Here is an 18,024-nt window from a genome sequence, read left to right as displayed (position 1 = left end):
CGTTACCTCCCACCTTCATAAATGTGTTTGCTTAAATAGCGTTCGCTCCCGTCCGGAAAAATGACGACGATATTCGTCCCTGGCTTTGCCTTCTCTGCTTCCATCAAGGCGGCATGAAACGCGGCGCCGGACGAACTGCCGACCAAAAGCCCCTCCTGTCTTGCGAGTTCGCTGACGCGCCGGAACGCGTCATCGTCCGCGATCGTGTAGATGGCATCAAAATAATCCGGATCCATAAACGGCGGCAAAAACTCCATGCCGATCCCTTCCGTCCGATGCGGACCCGGCTTGCCGCCGCCTAAAATCGAGCCTTCCGGTTCCACGATGACCGTTTTAATGGCCGGGTTTTTTTCTTTTAAAAACGTCGCCGTCCCCATAAACGTGCCGCCGGAGCCGGCGCCGGCGACAAAAATGTCGATCTGTCCGTCCAAATCGTCCCACAGCTCCGGACCGAGCGTCTTGTAATACGTCCTTGGGTTGGCCGGGTTTTGGAACTGCTGGGGGCAATAGGCGCCTGGAATCGTGCGGGCGAGCTCCTCCGCTTTTCGGATGGCTCCTTCCATTCCCTCTTCAGTCGGTGTATGAACGATTTGCGCCCCGAGCGCCTTCATCAGCTGTTGTTTTTCGATGCTGAATTTTTCCGGCACACAAAAAATGATGTTCACGTTTTTGCCGATCGCCGCCAGCGCCAGACCGATGCCGGTGTTGCCGGCCGTCGGCTCGATGATCATGCCCCCCTCTTTCAGTTTTCCTGATGCAAACGCCTCGCGCAACAGCTCTTGTCCAAGCCGGTCTTTAATGCTTCCGCCAGGATTGAAGTATTCAAGCTTGGCGAACAGCCGAACGCCTTCCGGGAGGGGGAAGCGCGTAATTTCGACAACCGGCGTATGGCCGATCAACTCATGGATGCTTTTTGCTACGCGCATACAAGTCACTCCGTTTCTTCACGCTCAGTTTAGCAGCAAAACGGCGGTGTTTTGTTGTCTATATAGATGCAATTTGAAGCATCACCATTTGCAACTTTTACCGAGTATTCGATCGACTGTCGGGCGACCGAACAACGCCGCTTAAAGACCCATATATGGGTCTGTGAAGCAGGCGGTTGTTCGGTCTTCCGTCACGCCAAGGCGTGACGGAAGAAGCCTGCGGCTTGCCTCCGACAGTCGAGAACATAGACAAGCTGCTTTTTCGCTGCATCTTAATAGCGCTTCTGTTTCATAACGGAAAGCATCGACAAGACAAGTTCAGCCGAATGTTTCGCCGCCGTCTCCAAAAACTGTTCAAACGACACGTCCGACTCCTCACCAGCAATATCAGACAACGCCCGGATGATGACAAACGGCGTTCCAAATTGCACGCACACTTGGGCGATCGCCGCCGCTTCCATTTCGACGGCGCACAATTCCGGAAACTGACCGCGCACAAATTCGACTCGCTTTGGATCGTTCATAAACGAATCACCGGTGGCGATCAAGCCGGTCACTGCCTGCAGGCCATCAAGCCGCGCCGCCGCCTGCTTGGCCGCCTCAACAAGCGCCTCATCCGCCCGGTAGCGCGCCGGCAGGCCAGGCACTTGCCCGTAAGCGTAGCCGAACGCGGTCACATCGACGTCATGATGGACGACTTCCTTGGAAATGACAAGATCTCCGACACGAAGCGAAGGCAAAAATCCGCCAGCTGACCCCGTGTTAATCACGAAGTCAGGGCGAAAGCGGTTAAGCAGAAGCGTCGTTCCCATGGCGGCGTTCACTTTGCCGATCCCGGATTTCAACAACACCGCCTCCACGCCGTCAAGGCGCCCTTTGGAAAATTCGCACCCGGCAATGACCGTTTCCTCGCGCCCTTCCATGCGCGAACGCAAAATCGCCACTTCCTCTTCCATGGCTCCAATAATGGCTGCTTTCATCGTTCTCCCTCTTTCTATGTCGTTTGTTTCACCGCCTCCATCACCCAGACGAACGCGTTTTGCTGCGCAAAGGAGGCGGAAAAGCCATGCTTGGAAAACAGTGATGCCAATACGTCAAGCGTCGTATAATATTCGCGTTCCAAATCGTCGGCCAAATCGTGGAAGCCGCGCGCCCGGGCTTCCTCAATCGCCTGGCGGAACGCCTCTTTGTCGCGAAACGCCGTATCGGCAAACACTATTTTACCACCCGGATGGAGCAATTGACTATATTTGGCCAGCGCTTCGTCTTTTTCCGCATCCGTCAAATGATGAAACGCATACGTGCTGGCGATCGTGTCGATCGGCTCCGGCGGTGTCGGAAATTGCAAAAAATCGCCGTCCAGCATGACCGCTCGCCCGCTGAGCTTTTCCGCTGCTTTTTTCCTCATCGGCGCCGATGGCTCGATCCCGTACACCCGCTTGCCGCGCTCAAGCAGCTTTTTCGTCAAGTTTCCTGTGCCGACGCCAAACTCGAGCACAACTTGGCCTGCTTTGTCGGCGACCGTGCTTAAAATGCGGTCATAACCGGCAAACACGTCTCGATATTGCTCATCGTATCCTTCGACCGATCGGTCATACGATTCCGCCCATTGCTCAAACAAGTCAAGAAACTCTCTGCCCATATGGTCACACCCCAAAAAAAGTTTATAATTCCTATAAATATAGTATGTTTTTTCGTATTGCCTGCTCTTACTGTAGCATATGTTTTTCCCTTGTTCAACGATCATGTTTTGTTCGTATTGTTCCCCCTTGTACATCGGTGGATGAGGGCGGGAAAATTTGCTACACTGACAATGGAAAGGAGGAAGAACGATGCCGAACATTTCTCTTGATTTGATCGAGGACAAAATCGAATTTTTTGAAGCGGACGACTTGCGGACGCTCGAGAAAAAAATCAACGAACAAATTGAACATAACAAGGCGCTCTTGCTTTCCGTCCATCATGTATCCCATCAAATGCACGTCATGGAAAACGGAAAGCGGTGGTACAGCGCAGTCGTTCATTTCAAAGCGAAAAAATAACAGGCGCCCTTCGTTTTTGGGCGCCTGTGTATGTTTCCGCCGCTGGTGAACCGCCATTGTTTCACTGATGCCGCCAAAGTTTCGAATATCTCCGCTTCCCCTCATCATGCCGCTTATGGCTTTTGTTTCAACTTTTGCACCTTCGTCGGCTTCCAGCCTTCGTTCGTCACCCATTCAATGTACACTTTGTAATGGGCGGCTTGATCTTTCGTCGAAATCGTCGCGACGGCTTTGTTCGGTCCGTTGTTGCCGATGAACCAAACGATCATCTCCTCCGGAGCGATGCCGGTCGCATAGCTGACGGCATCGAGCATTTCCTTCCAGTCGACGGAATCTTTCTTAAACACCGTTTCATGCGGCTCCGATTGCGTCGTACCGATCGGCTGCCATGCCGGATTGACGATTTCTTTTTCAACGTTGGACCCCGGCGGGCCCGGCGTTTCTGTCGCACCGGCTTTACTCGTTTCATCGGTGGAAGCAGCGTCTTCTTCCTCGGCCGGCGTTTCAGCTTCCGTCGGCGCCGCCGCTTCGCCTGTTTCCACTTCCACCCGCTTCGCATTGGCCGCTTCTGTTTTGGCTTCGCGATCAATCTCCTTCTTGCTCGGTTCGCCGCCAAACAGCAAGTTCCCGCCGACAATCAAAATGAGCAGCACGACAACGGCAATGGCTCCATTGAGCCAACGGTTGATCCTCCGCCGCTTGGCGCGGGCGGCAAAGCGCGTCTCTATTTGCGCCACCGTCTCCTCTCCCTTCTTTGGATGATGTTCGTGCTGGAAACATGGATTCCCCTTACATTTGGTTCGTCACTTCACTTCATTTTTGGCGCGGTCATAAGCATAAAGCGCCTCGACTGCGGCGGCGAACACATCATTCGTCGAGGCCCGCCCGCTCGGGCAGTCGAGCTCAACGACAGCGAGGGCGTATTTCGGGCGGTCGGCTGGAAAATAGCCAGCAAACCATTTATTAATGAATTCAGCGCCGCCGTCCATTTTTCCTGTCTCCGCCGTCCCGGATTTGCCGGCGACCGGATACGGCAGCGAACGGAAGCGGCGGCCGGTGCCATCCTCTTTGGTGACAACGCTGCGCAAAAGCCGCTGCAGCTCTTCGGCCGTCTGCGGCGCGATCGGCGCCATGTCTGAAGCCGGTTGAGGCGGAAACGAAAAGAGGGTCGCACCGTTTTTATACAGCACTTTGTCAACGGCCCGCACCTGAAGCGCTTCGCCGCCGCGGGCGATGGTCGCCATCATGTTGGCGACGCCAAGCGGCGAGACGCGTACATTTTTTTGCCCGATCGCCGTTTGCGCCACCGCAAGCGGCACCCGCTTGTCGCGCGGATCGTTCCAAATCGTTCCTTTCCGTTCTTCAGGAAACTGGCGGAAATGCTCCTCATGGTACACCGCCCCTTCCCACCCGGCCGTCGGATACAGCCCGAGTTTTTTCGCATACGTTTCAAACGCATCCGGATCGTGCTCGATCAACTGCTTGCCGAGCGTGGCGAAAGCATTGTTGCAACTGACGGCAAAGCTGTCCGCTAAATCAAGCATGCCGTAATCATGCTCCTCATCGCGGGTTTTGCCGTCAATTTTTCGGCTGCAGTCAAACGTTGTCTCAAGCGAGGCGAGCCCCTCATCAAGCGCCGCGGCCGCAATGACTGTTTTAAAAATCGAGCCAGGGATTTGCGGCAACACTATTTGGTTTTCCGCCCCGCGGTTTTTGTACGGATCACGCGGGTCCATGTTTGGGCGGCTGACCATGGCGAGCACACTGTTTGTGTCAATATCCAGCAAAGCGAGACCGCCTTTTTTCAACCCGTATCGGTCAACGATCTGCTCCATCTCTTGCTGCAAGTCACGGTCAAGCGTCGTTTGCACGGTGACGGGATAAAACGGGTTGCCCGTGTCGCTGTATTTGACATCGAGCCCAAACAGCGGCCGCCCTTCGGCGTCAACGTGATAAAGCAGCTTCGTTTCGCCGTCGGCGAGCAAAAACTCATCAAACGCCTTCTCAAGTCCTTGAATGCCCACTTCGGTCTTTGGCGGCAGCGGCCGTTTTGGATAACGCTTCTTGATGAGCTCCTGATCTGGGCGGGTGAAGCCAAGCAAATGCGGGGCGTACACCGTTTCCAGCGGATATTGCTTGTTGACGGCTAAGACGCCCGGAATGCGCAAATCGTTAATTTGCTTCATTTGCTGGGCGCTCAAGGCGAGCGGCTCTCCATCCTTCTCTAAGACGAACGGACCGTCCGCCTGCTCAAGCTGGCGGCGAATCTCTTCTTCAGAGACGCCGGCGATGCGGGCGACTTGTTCCATCGGCCATTTCATCGTCGTTAAAAACGGGAATAAGACAAGCGACGGCACGTATCGCTTCGTGAGCGGCGCGCCATTTCGGTCGACGAACGAGCCGCGCCCGTCGTCAATGATCAGTTCTTGTGTCCGTTGGGCGACGCTTTCGGCAATTAAATTATGATTGGCGAACGACTCGGTGTCAATGAGCTGAATTTGCGCGAGCCGCCCGACAAGCAACAACAAGCCCAGTTGAATGAGGGCGAGCATGGCAAGCGTTCGTTTTTTCCACATAAAGAAAACACCTCATCATCAGTGTTGACGAGGTGTTTCCGTTTGAAACGTCAAGCGGCGGCAATTTTCTTCGCTTCGCACACCGCCGCTTGTTCAGGTCGGCCGCCTCCTGCTTCTTATTTCACAGCCACGATTTTCACAAGCATTTCCCCGCCCGGCGTTTGCACCGTCACCTCATCGCCGACGCGGCGGCCGAGAAGCGATTTCGCAATCGGCGAGTCGTTGGAAATTTTCCCTTCAAACGGATCGGCTTCAGCGCTGCCGACGATCGTATACGTCTCTTCCTCGCCGTCCGGCAGTTCAATGAACGTGACCGACTTGCCGAGCGAGACGACGTCCGGGTTTTCTTTGTCTTCTTCAATGATGACGGCGTTGCGGATCATGTTTTCAAGCATTTGAATGCGCGATTCGACAAACGCCTGCTCATCTTTGGCAGCATCGTACTCCGAGTTTTCCGACAAATCCCCGAACCCGCGCGCAATCTTAATGCGCTCCACCACTTCTTTCCGCTTGACCGTTTTTAAGTACTCAAGCTCTTGTTCCAGTTTCTCTTTTCCCTCTTTCGTCATCGGATACTGCTTTTCGTTCGCCATTCATCTCACTCCTCTATATTCTGCATTATTTGACACTCCACACGCCTAAAGGGCGTGGGATTCTTGGGTCGTTTGCGCCCGCATCCATTTCTGGTTCGGACAACGCCCAAGTTCAGGGGTGTGTCATCACCCCGTCCCATCGGGTTACGATGTACCCCAATGGGCGGCGCACCTGTGACCAGTGCGCTAGGCGGCGAAGCCCGAAATCGCTTTGGCGATGTTGATCGCGCCATTCAAGTCGGCGTGGAGGGTGTATCCGCATTGTTTACACTGAAAGTGGATGCCATTGCGATTTCCCTTTTCCCGATGTCCGCATTTACACGTTTGGCTCGTGTAGGTCGGCTTCACCCACTCCACCCGAATGCCTGCCATTTCCGCTTTATAGGCAATCATCGTTTGCAGTTGGTGGAACGCCCAAGCATGAAGGCTTCGCGCCGCTTCTTTGGCCGATGTTGCCCGCTTGCGAATCCCCGTCAACGCTTCCATCCGAATTACGCCAACACCGTTGGCGAGCGCAACATTCACGATTTGACGGCTGATTTTGTGATTTTGGTCCTTCATCCAGCGGGACTCTTTGCGGCCGATTTTGCGAATCATCTGGAGCTTCTTCGCTTTGCCCAACGTTCGCCGCAAAGCCGCATATCGTCGACGAATGAAGGCGCATTGGTTCCCTTTGAAAAACAACGATTTCGTTCCCACGCTGGCCACGGCGATATAGCGAAGCCCAAGGTCAACCCCCATCACCTTTGTTTCGTGCCGCGGCTTCACGTCAAAGGTGATCGCGATCGCCAAGTACCATTTTTTCCTCTTTTTGTAGAGCTTGACGGCCCCTTGTTTGGCGGTTCCATTGATCAGCCGATTCAGCCACGCTTCTTGATAGGGGCGCGTGACGACCGGCACGCCAATTCGCTTCTCCAGTGTAGGGAAGGAAACCGTGTAGAACGATCCTTTCTTTTCCACCTTTACGTTTTGATTGTTAAAGCAACACCATAATGTTCGAAACTTCTTTGTTTTCTGGTTTTTCTTTTGGGACTTCACTTCTCGAATCGTCTGATTCACGACGGCAGAAGGAAACCGCTGCGACGAAAACTCTTTAAATAGTTTGCTCGTTGCTTGATTCAGCTCGGGATGATTCAACAGCCAATTCGCAAACGCGGTATTCACTTCTGTCATCCGTTCGTACATGTCTTGTTTGGCTTTCGTCGGCTTGTGCAGCTCCAGCCTTAGTGTGATCGTGGGCATGGATTCACCTCCTTGCGACGATGACATGATACCGTTTTTTTTCATAATCATTCAATATAAGAAAACGGCTCGCTTTCATCTCATCCCTAAAGGAGTGGGCTTTCTCGCTCGCGGGTCTGTAAAACGTACGAACAGCAAAAACGGCTGTTCGTACGCTTACTTGTTATATAATATATTGTTTTGTCTCTGTTATGTTATTACAAAACCGCTTTTTGTTCAAGAACTGTGCGAATTTTTGCCACCATTAAATCGATGGCGACAGCGTTTTGTCCACCTTCCGGAATGATCACATCCGCGTAGCGCTTCGTCGGTTCGACAAACTGGTTGTGCATCGGCCGGACGACGGACAAATATTGCTCGATGACCGAATCGAACGTGCGGCCGCGCTCTTTCATATCGCGGATGAGACGGCGGATGATGCGGATGTCCGGGTCGGTGTCGACATATACTTTAATGTCCATTAAATTGCGGAGTCGCTCATCCTCCAAGACAAGAATGCCCTCCACGATGATGACATCCTTTGGCTCCACGCGAATGACGTCGCTTGAGCGAGTGTGCAGCGTATAATCGTACACCGGCTTGTCAATCGGCTCATAGCGAAGCAGCTTATGAATATGCTCAATCAACAAATCATTGTCAAACGCGAGCGGATGGTCATAGTTCGTCTTCAGCCGCTCTTCAAACGGAAGATGGCTTTGATCCTTGTAATAAAAATCTTGCTCGAGCACAAGAATCGAGTGATCGCCGAAATGGTCGTAAATCGCGCGGGCGACGCTCGTCTTCCCCGAGCCGGAGCCGCCGGCGACGCCGATGACAACGGGCTTCTTCCCCATCTTAATTCTCCTTTCTCATCATGTTGTATGGGAATAGAGGGCGCTTGACCTTAAACTTCACGATTTGCAGCGGATGGCGCGCCGCATCAAGCTCGTTGCCGTCTTCGTCCCAAATTTTCTCAATCACTTGGGTGAAGTTTTCAATTTCCGGACCGAAAAATTCGACTTCATCGCCCGGGCGGAAATGGTTGCGCTGCTGGACGGTGGCGATGCCCGTCTCCGGGTCATAGCCAAGCACCAAACCGGCGAATTCATGCGTCGTTTTCCGGCTGTGCGTCCCGTACATATGGTTCGTATAATCCGGGAAGCCGTCAAAGAACGACGGCGCCGTCTCGCGGTTGGCGCATTTCTCCAGCTCCCGCACCCACTCTTCGCGGATCGTGAAATGGTCTGGGTCAGCGCAGTAGGCATCAATGACTTTCCGGTAGACACTGACAACCGTCGCCACGTAATGGATCGATTTCATCCGCCCTTCAATTTTCAAGCTATCCACACCCAATTCGATCATCACCGGAATGGCGCGGATTAAGTTCAAATCTTTCGCGCTCATCGCAAACGGGGCGTCCCCTTTTTCAAACAACGGAATTTCCCGGCCGTCCGAGAGCTGATACAAATCGTAATCCCAGCGGCACGACTGGCAGCATCCGCCGCGGTTTGAGTCGCGCGCCGTCATATGGTTGCTCAATACACAGCGGCCGGAGTAGGCGGAACACATCGCCCCATGGATGAACGCCTCGATTTCAATATCGACTTTCTCTTTGATCTGCCGGATTTCTTCTGCGCCCACTTCTCGAGCGAGCACAACCCGCTCGAGCCCTTCCTCTTTCCAAAATTGGACCGCTTTCCAGTTGGTAAGCGATTGCTGCGTGCTTAAATGCACTTCAAGCTTCGGCGCCACCCGGCGCGCCGTTTCGATGATGAGCGGGTCGGCGACGATGATGCCGCAAACACCGGCATCTTCAAGCGCCCGCAAATAGTCATCAAGACCAGGGATGTTTTCGTTATGGGCGTAAATATTGGCCGTTACGTATACTTTGGCTCCGTATCGATTGGCAAATTCGACCCCTTCGCGAATTTCCTCAATCGTAAAGTTGTCGGCGTTGGCGCGCAAGCTGTACTCTTGGCCTCCGATAAAGACGGCGTCTGCGCCGTAATGGACGGCGATTTTCAGTTTTTCCAAGTTGCCGGCCGGGGCGAGCAGCTCTGGCTTTTTCACAATGACGCGCTTGCCGTCAATGATTTCGGAGATGCGATCATTTTTTAAAAGCATGCTGCTTCCCTCCTTTTCTCAATAAATGGTCTCTTTGAAGAAAAATCCGGTGTCGATGCGGCGATGCGGCGGCTGAAGCGCTTCAACGGCCGCAAGCAGCTCCTCTTTTTCCCGTTCGTACCGCTCGCGGTCATCGGCGCATAAATCGATGGCGCGGCGGTACAGCTTCGTCACTTCGGTAATGTAGCGCGGCTCGTGCAAAATCCCGTCAATTTTAAAGCTGTCGATGCCGGCCTCGACCATGTCGCCGAGCTCATCGATCATGCAAACATCGTTCGGGCTCATAATATGCGTGCCGTTTTCGTCTTCAAAAATCGGATATTTGTTGTCGCGCTCTTTGTCGTAAAGAAACATCCCTTTTTCGTACTTCTTCCGTTCAACTTCCATCACTTTCCCTTGATATTCAAAATAGCTGCCGATCAGCGAGCGCTTCGATTGGTACATGCACATCGCGCCGTGCACTTGCACCTCGATTTCCACTTCGGCATGGGCTTTGATTTCCAAAATGGCGTCCATGTTCAACTCGCGGGCCAAGACGGCGCGCTTCGCCCCTTTCCGGCCCCAATAGTTGCACGCATACCAGTTCGTCGCTGTCGTCTCCGTGCTCCAGTGGAGCTTCATGTGCGGCGCCGTCTCTCGGACAGTCAAGAGCACCGCGGGATCGCCGAAGACGATGGCATCGGCGCCGACATCAGCCAAAAACGCGACGTAGTCGCCAAGCTCGTCCACTTTATCGTTATGGAAAATGGCGTTCATCGCCACATACACGTTCATGCCGCGCCGGTGGGCGGCTTTGACGGCGGCAGCGACATCATGGCGGGAAAATTCGCCGGCAAGCCGCAAACCGTAGCGCTGCTCGCCAATGATGACCGCGTCCGCTCCGGCTTCAGCCAGCTCGTCGATATGGGCAACGCTCGTCGACGTCACGAGCAATTCGGGTTTTTTCACTGTTCTTCACCTCGTTTTTTCGATATGGCGAGCCCATCGCCGACCGGAATGATGACCGTATCATAACCGCTTCGACTCATGAGCCACTCATTGTAGCGGCGAATTTTTCGGGCGATGTTCCAAAGCCGTCGATTGTCCGCCGGCGCTTCGGCGGCGACGAGCCCCTTAAACAAGACGTTGTCGCTGATGATGAGGCCGCCTGCAGCCACAAACGGCTCATAGAGCGTAAAAAAGCGCTCATATTGCCCTTTGGCGGCATCAATAAACAGCACATCAAACGGCGCGGCGGCCGCCACATCGGCCTCGACCGCGAGCGCATCGCCCAACACCGCCTCGATTTGCCGCTTGGTGTTCGTCTTTTCGATGTAAAAACGGGCGCGCTCATACCGCTCCCGGTCTTTTTCGATCGTCACAATGCGCGCATCCGGCAGCGCCTTTGCCATCCGGATCGCCGAATAGCCGATCGCCGTGCCGATTTCCAAAATGCGGCGCGGCCTGATCAGCTTCAAGATGAATAACAGCACTTCGACGCTCACCGGATCCATGATCGGTATGCGGTGCCGATAGGCGTACTGCTCCATCTCCTCAATGTCCTCATCCGGCGCCGGACGCAGCTTTTGCAAGTACGAAACAATGTCATTGGAAAGCAAGAGGAATTCCTCCCTGCCGTCAGCAAACTGAAAAGCGCTCGCCAAAGTTGAACTATATAGATGCAACGAAGAAGTTTAATATATCCTTGACGGAAAAGCGGTTTGCCCATTTTCGACTGACGGAGGCAAGCCACAGGCTTCTCCGTCACGCCTTGGCGTGACGGAAGACCGAACAACCGGCCTGCTTCACAGACCCATATATGGGTCTGGAAGCGGCGTTGTTCGGTCGCCCGACAGTCGATCAAATACTCGGGAAAAACTACAAATGGTAAAGCTTCAAATTGCATCTATATACAATCCGGCATTTGCGCTTTGTCGTCATGAAAAATAAGAGCCGCAAAGGACTCTTATCGTTGGTCTGTTCAACTATACTACCATAAAACAGCGGAAAAGCGAAGCCGTTTCACCCCACCGGCCATTACCTTCCGTTTTGACCTATTGTTTTCCAATATATTTCGCCTTTTCCCGGTTATGCTCGGCCAACGTTTTCGTAAAAATGACCTCGCCGCCCGGTGTCGCCAAAAAGTATAAATAGTCGGTCGCCGCCGGTTCAAGCGCCGCTTCGATCGACATGACGCCGGCGTTGGCGATCGGCCCCGGCGGCAGCCCTTTATGCATGTACGTGTTGTACGGCGAATTGACCTGCAAATCTTTATACAACACACGCTCTTTATGTTCGCCAAGGGCGTACAAAACGGTCGGGTCGGTTTGAAGCGGCATGCCGCGGTGCAGCCGATTGTAAAACACGCTGGCGATTTTTTCGCGGTCAGCTTTTTCCGTCGCCTCTTCCTCAATGAGCGACGACATCGTCAACAGCTGATGCGGCGACATGTTCTTTTCTTTCATCGCTGCCTTATATGTGTCAAGCACAGCTGCCGTTTTCGCCACCATCGCCTCAATGATCTCTGAGAGCGGCGGCTTTTCGTCAGCAAACACATACGTCGCCGGGAACAAGTAGCCTTCCAGCGGATAGCGGATGCCTTTGTGAAAAATATCATCAGTCAACAAATCCGGGTGCATTTTCATCAGCCGTTCGATATACGCGCGATCGTTAAGCAATTTCATAATCTGTTCTTGTTTGTACCCTGTTTTCGCAGCAATGAGGTCAGCGATTTGCACCAATTGCGACCCTTCCGGAACGGTCAGCTTCAATCCGATTTTTAGCGATTTCCCCGTTTTTAACAGCTCGATGATGCGCGCCATTGGCATCGCCCGCGTCAACTCATACTCCCCAGCCTGGAAGCCGGATTCATTTTTCCAGCGGACATATAAGCGAAACACGGCCGCGCTTTTAATGAGCCGCTTTTGTTCGAGCTGCTCGGCAATCGCCGCCGCCGATGAACCGATCGGAATCGAGATATGGACCGGGGTGCGGTCATTCGGGTCGACGGGCTTAAGCGCTGAACGGATGTATAAGAAACTGCTGGCGCCGGCAATGACAAACGCCGCCAGCAGAACAGCACAGACAATCAAGACGATTTTCCGCACAAGCCGCGCCTCTTTGGCCCTCCAATCGTTCTGTTTCATCTTTGTCCTCCTTTCACCCGGCCATATTATACTACAAAGTTCCGCATTTTTCGCCCTTGACGGTCAAAAAATGCAAAGCCAGGGGAGGAAACGCGCCGGTCAATCGAAGCCCTTCGCAACGTTTGTCGAACAAACAAGAAGATATCTGAACCATTGCATGGAACACAACTTATCGTTTCTCAGCGCATAATACGGCAATAAGAAAAGGGGCCCCGATCCTTTTGGCCCCCTCTGCTGTCCGTTATTCGTCGTCTTCCTCTTCCTGTTCAGCACAAAACGTATTCCATACTTCTTCGATCATGTCCCACTCTTCTTCCGTCTCGATTGGGAGCAGTTCGCCTTCTTTGTTCTCATCCCCAGGGATGAAGGCGGAAACGTGCACTTCCGTCTCGCCGTTCTCATCTTCCGCCTCGACGCCGACCGGATAGTAAAACACATACGATTTGCCGAAATCATCTGATTCAAACGTAAACAAAATTTCGCACAGCTGCTCGTTGCCATGTTCGTCGACAACGGTAATATGACGGTCTCCGTGTTCCATGTTTTCTCCTCCAATTTATCGTTTACTGTCCAAATATGACTGCAAAATGACGGCCGCCGCCATTTTGTCGATCACTTTCCGCCGCTTTTTCCGGCTGACGTCGGCAGCGATCAACATCCGTTCGGCGGCCATCGTCGACAGCCGTTCATCCCAAAGCACAACGGGCAAAGAAAACTCCTCGCGCAATTTGGCGGCGAACCGCTCGCTTGCCTCAGCGCGCGGCCCGAGCGTGCCGTTCATGTTTTTCGGCCACCCGACGACAATCGTATCGACGCCGTACTCATCGATGATGGCGCGCAGCCGCTTTAAGCCGTAGTCGCCGCGCTCCGTATCAATGGCGATCGTCTCCAATCCTTGCGCTGTAAGGCCGAGTTCGTCGCTAACGGCAACGCCGAGCGTTTTCGTTCCCAAATCTAATCCTAGCGTCCGCATCAGGTTAATCCTTTCGTTGCCCCTGTAAATAGAATTTCACCAATTCCTCGATTAATTCGTCGCGTTCAATTTTGCGGATGAGCGCACGCGCATCTTTATGGCGCGGAATGTAAGCTGGGTCGCCGGACAACAAGTAGCCGACAATTTGGTTGATCGGATTGTAGCCTTTTTCCTGCAAGGCGCCATACACCGTCAACAACACTTCGCGAACGTTCGTCTCGGCCGGCTCCTCGGAAAAATGAAACTGCATCGTTTGGTCAAACGAGCTCACCGTTTCCACCTCGCTCCTTATTCAGGCACCCCGTCCTTTTACATCCATTGTACACGATCCGCGCCAATTAGGAAACGGATTTCACCCATGTTTCGACATAACCGAGCGCTTCGCCGACCTTGCTTGGGTCCTTGCCGCCAGCTTGCGCCAAATCCGGGCGCCCGCCGCCGCCCCCACCGCAACGCGATGCTACTTCTTTCACCAGCTTGCCGGCATGGAATCCTTTTTTCACCAAATCGTCCGTTACTGCGGCAATCAGTTGCACTTTTCCGCCCTGGGCGGACGCCAACACGATGACCGCCGTGCCGAGCTTTTGTTTCAAATCATCAGCCATGGCCCGCAGTTGGTTCATGTCATTGGCCTGCACTTTTGCCGCCAACACCGGCACGCCGTTTACATCTTTCACTTGACGGGTGAGGTGCTCAGCTTCCATATGGGCGAGGCGGGCAGCAAGCGATTCATTTTCGCGCTCGAGCTCTTTCAGCTCGGCAAACAGTCCGTCAAGACGCGCATTCAATTCTTTCGGGCTTGTTTTCAGTTTTTGCGCCGCCTCTTGCAAAATAGCAAGCTGTTCGCTCATAAAGCGGTATGCCGCTTCCCCGGTCACCGCTTCAATCCGGCGCGTGCCGGCGCCGATGCCGGACTCGGAGACGATTTTAAACAACCCGATGGCTGATGTGTTGGGCACATGGCAGCCGCCGCACAGCTCGAGGCTGTAGTCGCCGACTTTGACGACGCGGACGATGTCGCCGTATTTTTCGCCAAACAGCGCCATCGCGCCCATCGCTTTCGCTTCCTCGAGCGGTTTATAAAAAATGTCAACCGGGAGGCTTTTCCAAATTTGTTCGTTGACGATGGCTTCGATGCGCTCGAGCTCCTCTGGCTTCACTTGCCCAAAATGGGTGAAGTCAAAACGAAGCCGGTCCGGGGCGACAAGCGACCCCGCTTGGTTGACATGGCGGCCGAGCACATCTTTTAGCGCTTGATGGAGCAAATGGGTCGCCGTATGGTTTTTTACGATGCGCATCCGCTTTGCTTCATCGACGCGCGCCGTATAGCGGGATCCTTTTTTCACCGTTCCGCGTTCGACGATGATCGCATGAAGATGTTGGCCGTTCGGCGCTTTTTGCACATCTTTGACGACCGCTGTTCCTGTTTCGCTTTCAAACACGCCTTGGTCAGCGATTTGTCCGCCGCTTTCGGCGTAAAATGGCGTCACATCGACGATGATTTGCGCCTCTTCGCCGGCTTTCACTTCCTCGACAAGCCGCCCGTCTTTGACGATGGCGATGACCGTCGATGCGGCAACAAGCTCATCGTAGCCGACAAACCGGCTTTCATCTTTAATGTCACCGAGCACTCCGCCTTGGACTTGCATCGAATCGACATCTTGCCGGGCCGCGCGCGCCCGTTCGCGTTGCCGCTCCATCTCGCGCTCAAATCCGGCATGGTCGACCGTCATGCCCGCTTCAGCGGCGTACTCTTCCGTCAGCTCGATCGGAAAGCCGTACGTATCATACAGGCGGAACGCTTCCTCGCCCGGAATGACGTCGCTTCCTTGCTCTTTCGCCTTTTCGATCACCTCCGCCAATATGGCGAGCCCTTCATGGAGCGTTTCATGGAACCGTTCTTCTTCCGTCCGGATGACGCGGGCGATGAAATCGGCTTTTTCTTTCACCTCCGGATAGTAGTCGTGCATAATCTCGCCGACGACCGGGACGAGTTCGTACATAAACGGACGTTCAATGCCGATATGTTTCGCATAGCGCACCGCGCGGCGGAGCAGGCGGCGCAGCACATAACCGCGGCCCTCATTTGACGGCAGCGCCCCGTCGCCGATCGCGAACGTCACGGCGCGAATATGGTCGGCGATCACCTTAAAGGCGACGTCTTTGTCCGGATCTTCGCCATACCGCTCGCCGGCGATCTGCTCGGTCGCGCGGATGATCGGCAGGAACAAGTCGGTTTCAAAGTTCGTCGGCACGTCTTGCAAAATCGAGCACATCCGCTCCAAGCCCATGCCGGTGTCGATGTTTTTCTTCGGCAGCGGCGTGTACGTGCCGTCCGGGTTATGGTTAAACTGCGAAAAGACAAGGTTCCATACTTCTAAATAGCGGTCATTTTCCCCGCCTGGGTACAGCTCCGGATCGTTCGGGTCGTTGCCGAACGCTTCGCCGCGGTCGTAAAAGATTTCCGTGTTCGGACCGCTCGGGCCTTCGCCGATGTCCCAGAAGTTGCCTTCAAGGCGAATGATCCGCTCTTCCGGCAAGCCGATTTCGTTGCGCCAAATGTTGTACGCTTCCTCGTCTTCCGGATGGACAGTAACGGACAACCGTTCCGGATCAAAACCGATCCATTTGTCGCTCGTCAAAAACTCCCATGCCCAATGGATCGCTTCACGCTTGAAGTAATCGCCGATCGAAAAGTTGCCGAGCATTTCAAAAAACGTATGGTGGCGCGCCGTTTTCCCGACGTTTTCGATGTCGTTGGTGCGGATCGATTTTTGCGCGTTGCAAATGCGCGGGTTTTCCGGAACGATGCGCCCGTCAAAGTATTTTTTCAACGTCGCGACGCCGCTGTTGATCCAAAGCAGCGACGGGTCGTCGACCGGAATGAGCGATGCGCTCGGCTCAACCGCATGGCCTTTTTCTTGGAAAAACTCTAAAAACATGCGCCGCACTTGGGCGGATGTCAGCTTTTTCATGATGATCCTCCCCTTTCGCCTTTTATATAAAAAAACTCCCATCCCCTGCAGGGACGAGAGTTATGCTCGCGGTACCACCCTGTTTATGGGCAAAAAACGCCCATCACCTCTTTGGCCGTAACGCAGCCTTGCGTCAGGTTTTGCCTGCGCTCCGGATTAGCCTTCTGTTGCCCTTCATCTGGAATTTCTTTCAGCCGCGGAAATTCCTCTCTGTGCGCGAGCTCGCGCGTTAAGATGGACTGCAACATACTCGATCCGTCATCGCGTTATGTATTCGCTTTTTTCATTGAAAGATTATAGACAAGCAGAGAGCATTTGTCAATGCGAAGCATAATGCTCTTTCCAATGGGCGATGGCCACTTTCAGCACCGCCGCCGTCGGAACGGCAAGAATGAGGCCGAGCACGCCGGCGAGCTCACCGCCGGCAAAGAGGGCGAGCATAATGACAAGCGGATGCATATGCACGCTTTTGCCGACGATCAGCGGCGACAAGACGTTCCCTTCTAAAAACTGCAAGGTAAAAATGATGACAAGCACGATCACGACCATTTTCAGCGAGACGGTGGCAGCCAAAATGACCGCTGGAACGGCGCCGATCAGCGGGCCAAAATACGGGATGATGTTCGTCACGCCAATGACAAAGCCGAGCAGCAGCGGATAATCCATGCCGGCAAGCCACAAGCCGAGCGCCGCCGCCAGACCGATCGCCGCACAGACGAACAGCTGGCCGCGAATGTAGCCGCCGAGCGATTCATCGACATCCTTCAAAAACGTCATCCCCGGCCCACGCCACCGCTTCGGTGTCATGTACCAAACCGCTTTTTTCAACACATCAATGTCTTTTAACATATAGAAGACGATAAACGGAATGATCAACAGCGTCGCCGCCGAACCGATGAACGATTTGGCGGCGTTGATCGCCATCGCGACGGCGGCCGCCGCTGCTTGCTCGATCTCGGCAAACATCGCCTCGATGCGTGTGTGCACCTCAAGCGGCCAATTCGACGTCTCGTCGTGGATGTGGCGCACCCATTGGCGGTATGTATTCATCAAAGACGGCAGCTGTTCATCCAGTTCACGCAACTGGGCGATGAATAGCGGCACGCCGCGGTACAAGCCGTAGCCGACCAAACCGAAAAACAACAAATAAATCAACAAAATGGCAAGGGCGCGCGGCATTCCTTTGCGATGGATGGATTCCACAAGCGGGGAGAGCAAATACGTAATAAACGACGCCAGCAAAAACGGCGTCAACACCGTTGCGATAAAATCGATGACCGGCCACCAAACGTCTTTCATCCGAACGATCAAATAGATGATTGCCGTAATCAGCAGCCATTTTCCGATGCGAAAGAACGACAGCCATTGTTGCTCGCCCATCGCCACACCTCCTACCGTTTAGTGTAGGAGATGCGGCGGGAAATATGCCTTCACCGCTTTTAGCACTATTTGACAGCCACAAGGCGCCG

The 18,024-nt window shown here is 53.9% G+C and carries 18 protein-coding genes and 1 other annotated feature; of the genes, 1 reads left to right on the top strand and 17 read right to left on the bottom strand.

What is annotated here, in order from left to right:
* Positions 1-2: 2 nt before the first annotated feature.
* From GC56T3_RS05130 to GC56T3_RS05120, 3 genes are all read right to left on the bottom strand, one after another.
* Positions 3-926: a PLP-dependent cysteine synthase family protein gene (locus tag GC56T3_RS05130; RefSeq protein ID WP_013144670.1), complete on the bottom strand. Its 924-nt coding sequence runs from the start codon at positions 924-926 to the stop codon at positions 3-5.
* A 272-nt stretch (positions 927-1,198) separates the two neighbouring features.
* A complete protein-coding gene (gene mtnN, locus GC56T3_RS05125) occupies positions 1,199-1,906 on the bottom strand; it encodes a 5'-methylthioadenosine/S-adenosylhomocysteine nucleosidase (RefSeq protein ID WP_013144669.1) in 708 nt (235 codons plus the stop codon).
* A gap of 14 nt (positions 1,907-1,920) precedes the next feature.
* Positions 1,921-2,568 (bottom strand): class I SAM-dependent methyltransferase, encoded by a 648-nt coding sequence (locus GC56T3_RS05120; protein WP_041468261.1) that lies wholly within the window; start codon positions 2,566-2,568, stop codon positions 1,921-1,923.
* Between the two features lie 190 nt (positions 2,569-2,758).
* Between GC56T3_RS05120 and GC56T3_RS05115 the strand changes: the two genes are divergently transcribed.
* Positions 2,759-2,968 (top strand): YrzA family protein, encoded by a 210-nt coding sequence (locus GC56T3_RS05115; protein ID WP_011232022.1) that lies wholly within the window; start codon positions 2,759-2,761, stop codon positions 2,966-2,968.
* 113 nt (positions 2,969-3,081) lie between these two features.
* On the opposite strand, the gene GC56T3_RS05110 is transcribed toward GC56T3_RS05115, so the two are convergent.
* The 14 genes from GC56T3_RS05110 to GC56T3_RS05045 all read right to left on the bottom strand — a co-directional run bounded on the left by GC56T3_RS05110 (position 3,082) and on the right by GC56T3_RS05045 (position 17,935).
* Entirely contained in the window at positions 3,082-3,705 is a 624-nt protein-coding gene (locus GC56T3_RS05110; protein ID WP_013144667.1) for a YrrS family protein, read from the bottom strand.
* A 66-nt stretch (positions 3,706-3,771) separates the two neighbouring features.
* Positions 3,772-5,544: a penicillin-binding protein 2 gene (locus GC56T3_RS05105; protein WP_013144666.1), complete on the bottom strand. Its 1,773-nt coding sequence runs from the start codon at positions 5,542-5,544 to the stop codon at positions 3,772-3,774.
* Positions 5,545-5,660: 116 nt separating this feature from the next.
* Positions 5,661-6,137: a transcription elongation factor GreA gene (greA, locus tag GC56T3_RS05100; protein ID WP_011232025.1), complete on the bottom strand. Its 477-nt coding sequence runs from the start codon at positions 6,135-6,137 to the stop codon at positions 5,661-5,663.
* Positions 6,138-6,323: 186 nt separating this feature from the next.
* Positions 6,324-7,379 (bottom strand): RNA-guided endonuclease TnpB family protein, encoded by a 1,056-nt coding sequence (locus GC56T3_RS05095; protein WP_041468259.1) that lies wholly within the window; start codon positions 7,377-7,379, stop codon positions 6,324-6,326.
* Positions 7,380-7,576: 197 nt separating this feature from the next.
* On the bottom strand, positions 7,577-8,212 hold the full coding sequence (gene udk / locus GC56T3_RS05090) for a uridine kinase (RefSeq protein WP_013144665.1): 636 nt from the start codon (positions 8,210-8,212) through the stop codon (positions 7,577-7,579).
* A gap of 1 nt (position 8,213) precedes the next feature.
* Positions 8,214-9,482 carry a U32 family peptidase gene (locus GC56T3_RS05085; RefSeq protein ID WP_011232027.1) on the bottom strand — a complete coding sequence of 423 codons (1,269 nt, stop codon included), beginning with the start codon at positions 9,480-9,482 and terminating at the stop codon, positions 8,214-8,216.
* Positions 9,483-9,500: 18 nt separating this feature from the next.
* Positions 9,501-10,430: a peptidase U32 family protein gene (locus GC56T3_RS05080; protein WP_013144664.1), complete on the bottom strand. Its 930-nt coding sequence runs from the start codon at positions 10,428-10,430 to the stop codon at positions 9,501-9,503.
* Positions 10,427-11,080: an O-methyltransferase gene (locus GC56T3_RS05075; protein ID WP_013144663.1), complete on the bottom strand. Its 654-nt coding sequence runs from the start codon at positions 11,078-11,080 to the stop codon at positions 10,427-10,429. Before GC56T3_RS05075 ends, GC56T3_RS05080 begins: the two co-directional genes overlap by 4 nt.
* Before the next feature lie 435 nt (positions 11,081-11,515).
* Positions 11,516-12,607 (bottom strand): endolytic transglycosylase MltG, encoded by a 1,092-nt coding sequence (mltG, locus tag GC56T3_RS05070; RefSeq protein ID WP_013144662.1) that lies wholly within the window; start codon positions 12,605-12,607, stop codon positions 11,516-11,518.
* 241 nt (positions 12,608-12,848) lie between these two features.
* A complete protein-coding gene (locus GC56T3_RS05065; RefSeq protein WP_011232031.1) occupies positions 12,849-13,148 on the bottom strand; it encodes a DUF1292 domain-containing protein in 300 nt (99 codons plus the stop codon).
* A 15-nt stretch (positions 13,149-13,163) separates the two neighbouring features.
* The gene (gene ruvX / locus GC56T3_RS05060; protein ID WP_011232032.1) at positions 13,164-13,580 is read right to left on the bottom strand and encodes a Holliday junction resolvase RuvX; all 417 of its coding nucleotides are present in this window, start codon (positions 13,578-13,580) and stop codon (positions 13,164-13,166) included.
* Positions 13,581-13,584: 4 nt separating this feature from the next.
* The gene (locus tag GC56T3_RS05055; protein WP_011232033.1) at positions 13,585-13,851 is read right to left on the bottom strand and encodes an IreB family regulatory phosphoprotein; all 267 of its coding nucleotides are present in this window, start codon (positions 13,849-13,851) and stop codon (positions 13,585-13,587) included.
* 67 nt (positions 13,852-13,918) lie between these two features.
* Entirely contained in the window at positions 13,919-16,555 is a 2,637-nt protein-coding gene (alaS, locus tag GC56T3_RS05050) for an alanine--tRNA ligase (RefSeq protein ID WP_013144661.1), read from the bottom strand.
* Between the two features lie 46 nt (positions 16,556-16,601).
* Positions 16,602-16,826, bottom strand: a binding site (T-box leader).
* A gap of 47 nt (positions 16,827-16,873) precedes the next feature.
* Positions 16,874-17,935: an AI-2E family transporter gene (locus GC56T3_RS05045; protein WP_013144659.1), complete on the bottom strand. Its 1,062-nt coding sequence runs from the start codon at positions 17,933-17,935 to the stop codon at positions 16,874-16,876.
* Between the last annotated feature and the right edge of the window lie 89 nt (positions 17,936-18,024).

It is taken from the genome of Geobacillus sp. C56-T3 (assembly GCF_000092445.1).
GTDB lineage: Bacteria > Bacillota > Bacilli > Bacillales > Anoxybacillaceae > Geobacillus > Geobacillus thermoleovorans.
Note: the sequence above shows the minus strand (reverse complement) of the source record. Positions and strands in the feature narration are given on the sequence as shown.

Bases quoted from the DNA above. Each gene is read 5' to 3' on its own strand.
- GC56T3_RS05130 (WP_013144670.1), bottom strand. From the start codon at position 926: ATGCGCGTAGCAAAAAGCATCCATGAGTTGATCGGCCATACGCCGGTT.
- mtnN (WP_013144669.1), bottom strand. From the start codon at position 1,906: ATGAAAGCAGCCATTATTGGAGCCATGGAAGAGGAAGTGGCGATTTTG.
- GC56T3_RS05120 (WP_041468261.1), bottom strand. From the start codon at position 2,568: ATGGGCAGAGAGTTTCTTGACTTGTTTGAGCAATGGGCGGAATCGTAT.
- GC56T3_RS05115 (WP_011232022.1), top strand. From the start codon at position 2,759: ATGCCGAACATTTCTCTTGATTTGATCGAGGACAAAATCGAATTTTTT.
- GC56T3_RS05105 (WP_013144666.1), bottom strand. From the start codon at position 5,544: ATGTGGAAAAAACGAACGCTTGCCATGCTCGCCCTCATTCAACTGGGC.
- greA (WP_011232025.1), bottom strand. From the start codon at position 6,137: ATGGCGAACGAAAAGCAGTATCCGATGACGAAAGAGGGAAAAGAGAAA.
- GC56T3_RS05095 (WP_041468259.1), bottom strand. From the start codon at position 7,379: ATGCCCACGATCACACTAAGGCTGGAGCTGCACAAGCCGACGAAAGCC.
- udk (WP_013144665.1), bottom strand. From the start codon at position 8,212: ATGGGGAAGAAGCCCGTTGTCATCGGCGTCGCCGGCGGCTCCGGCTCG.
- GC56T3_RS05085 (WP_011232027.1), bottom strand. From the start codon at position 9,482: ATGCTTTTAAAAAATGATCGCATCTCCGAAATCATTGACGGCAAGCGC.
- mltG (WP_013144662.1), bottom strand. From the start codon at position 12,607: ATGAAACAGAACGATTGGAGGGCCAAAGAGGCGCGGCTTGTGCGGAAA.
- GC56T3_RS05065 (WP_011232031.1), bottom strand. From the start codon at position 13,148: ATGGAACACGGAGACCGTCATATTACCGTTGTCGACGAACATGGCAAC.
- ruvX (WP_011232032.1), bottom strand. From the start codon at position 13,580: ATGCGGACGCTAGGATTAGATTTGGGAACGAAAACGCTCGGCGTTGCC.
- alaS (WP_013144661.1), bottom strand. From the start codon at position 16,555: ATGAAAAAGCTGACATCCGCCCAAGTGCGGCGCATGTTTTTAGAGTTT.
- GC56T3_RS05045 (WP_013144659.1), bottom strand. From the start codon at position 17,935: ATGGGCGAGCAACAATGGCTGTCGTTCTTTCGCATCGGAAAATGGCTG.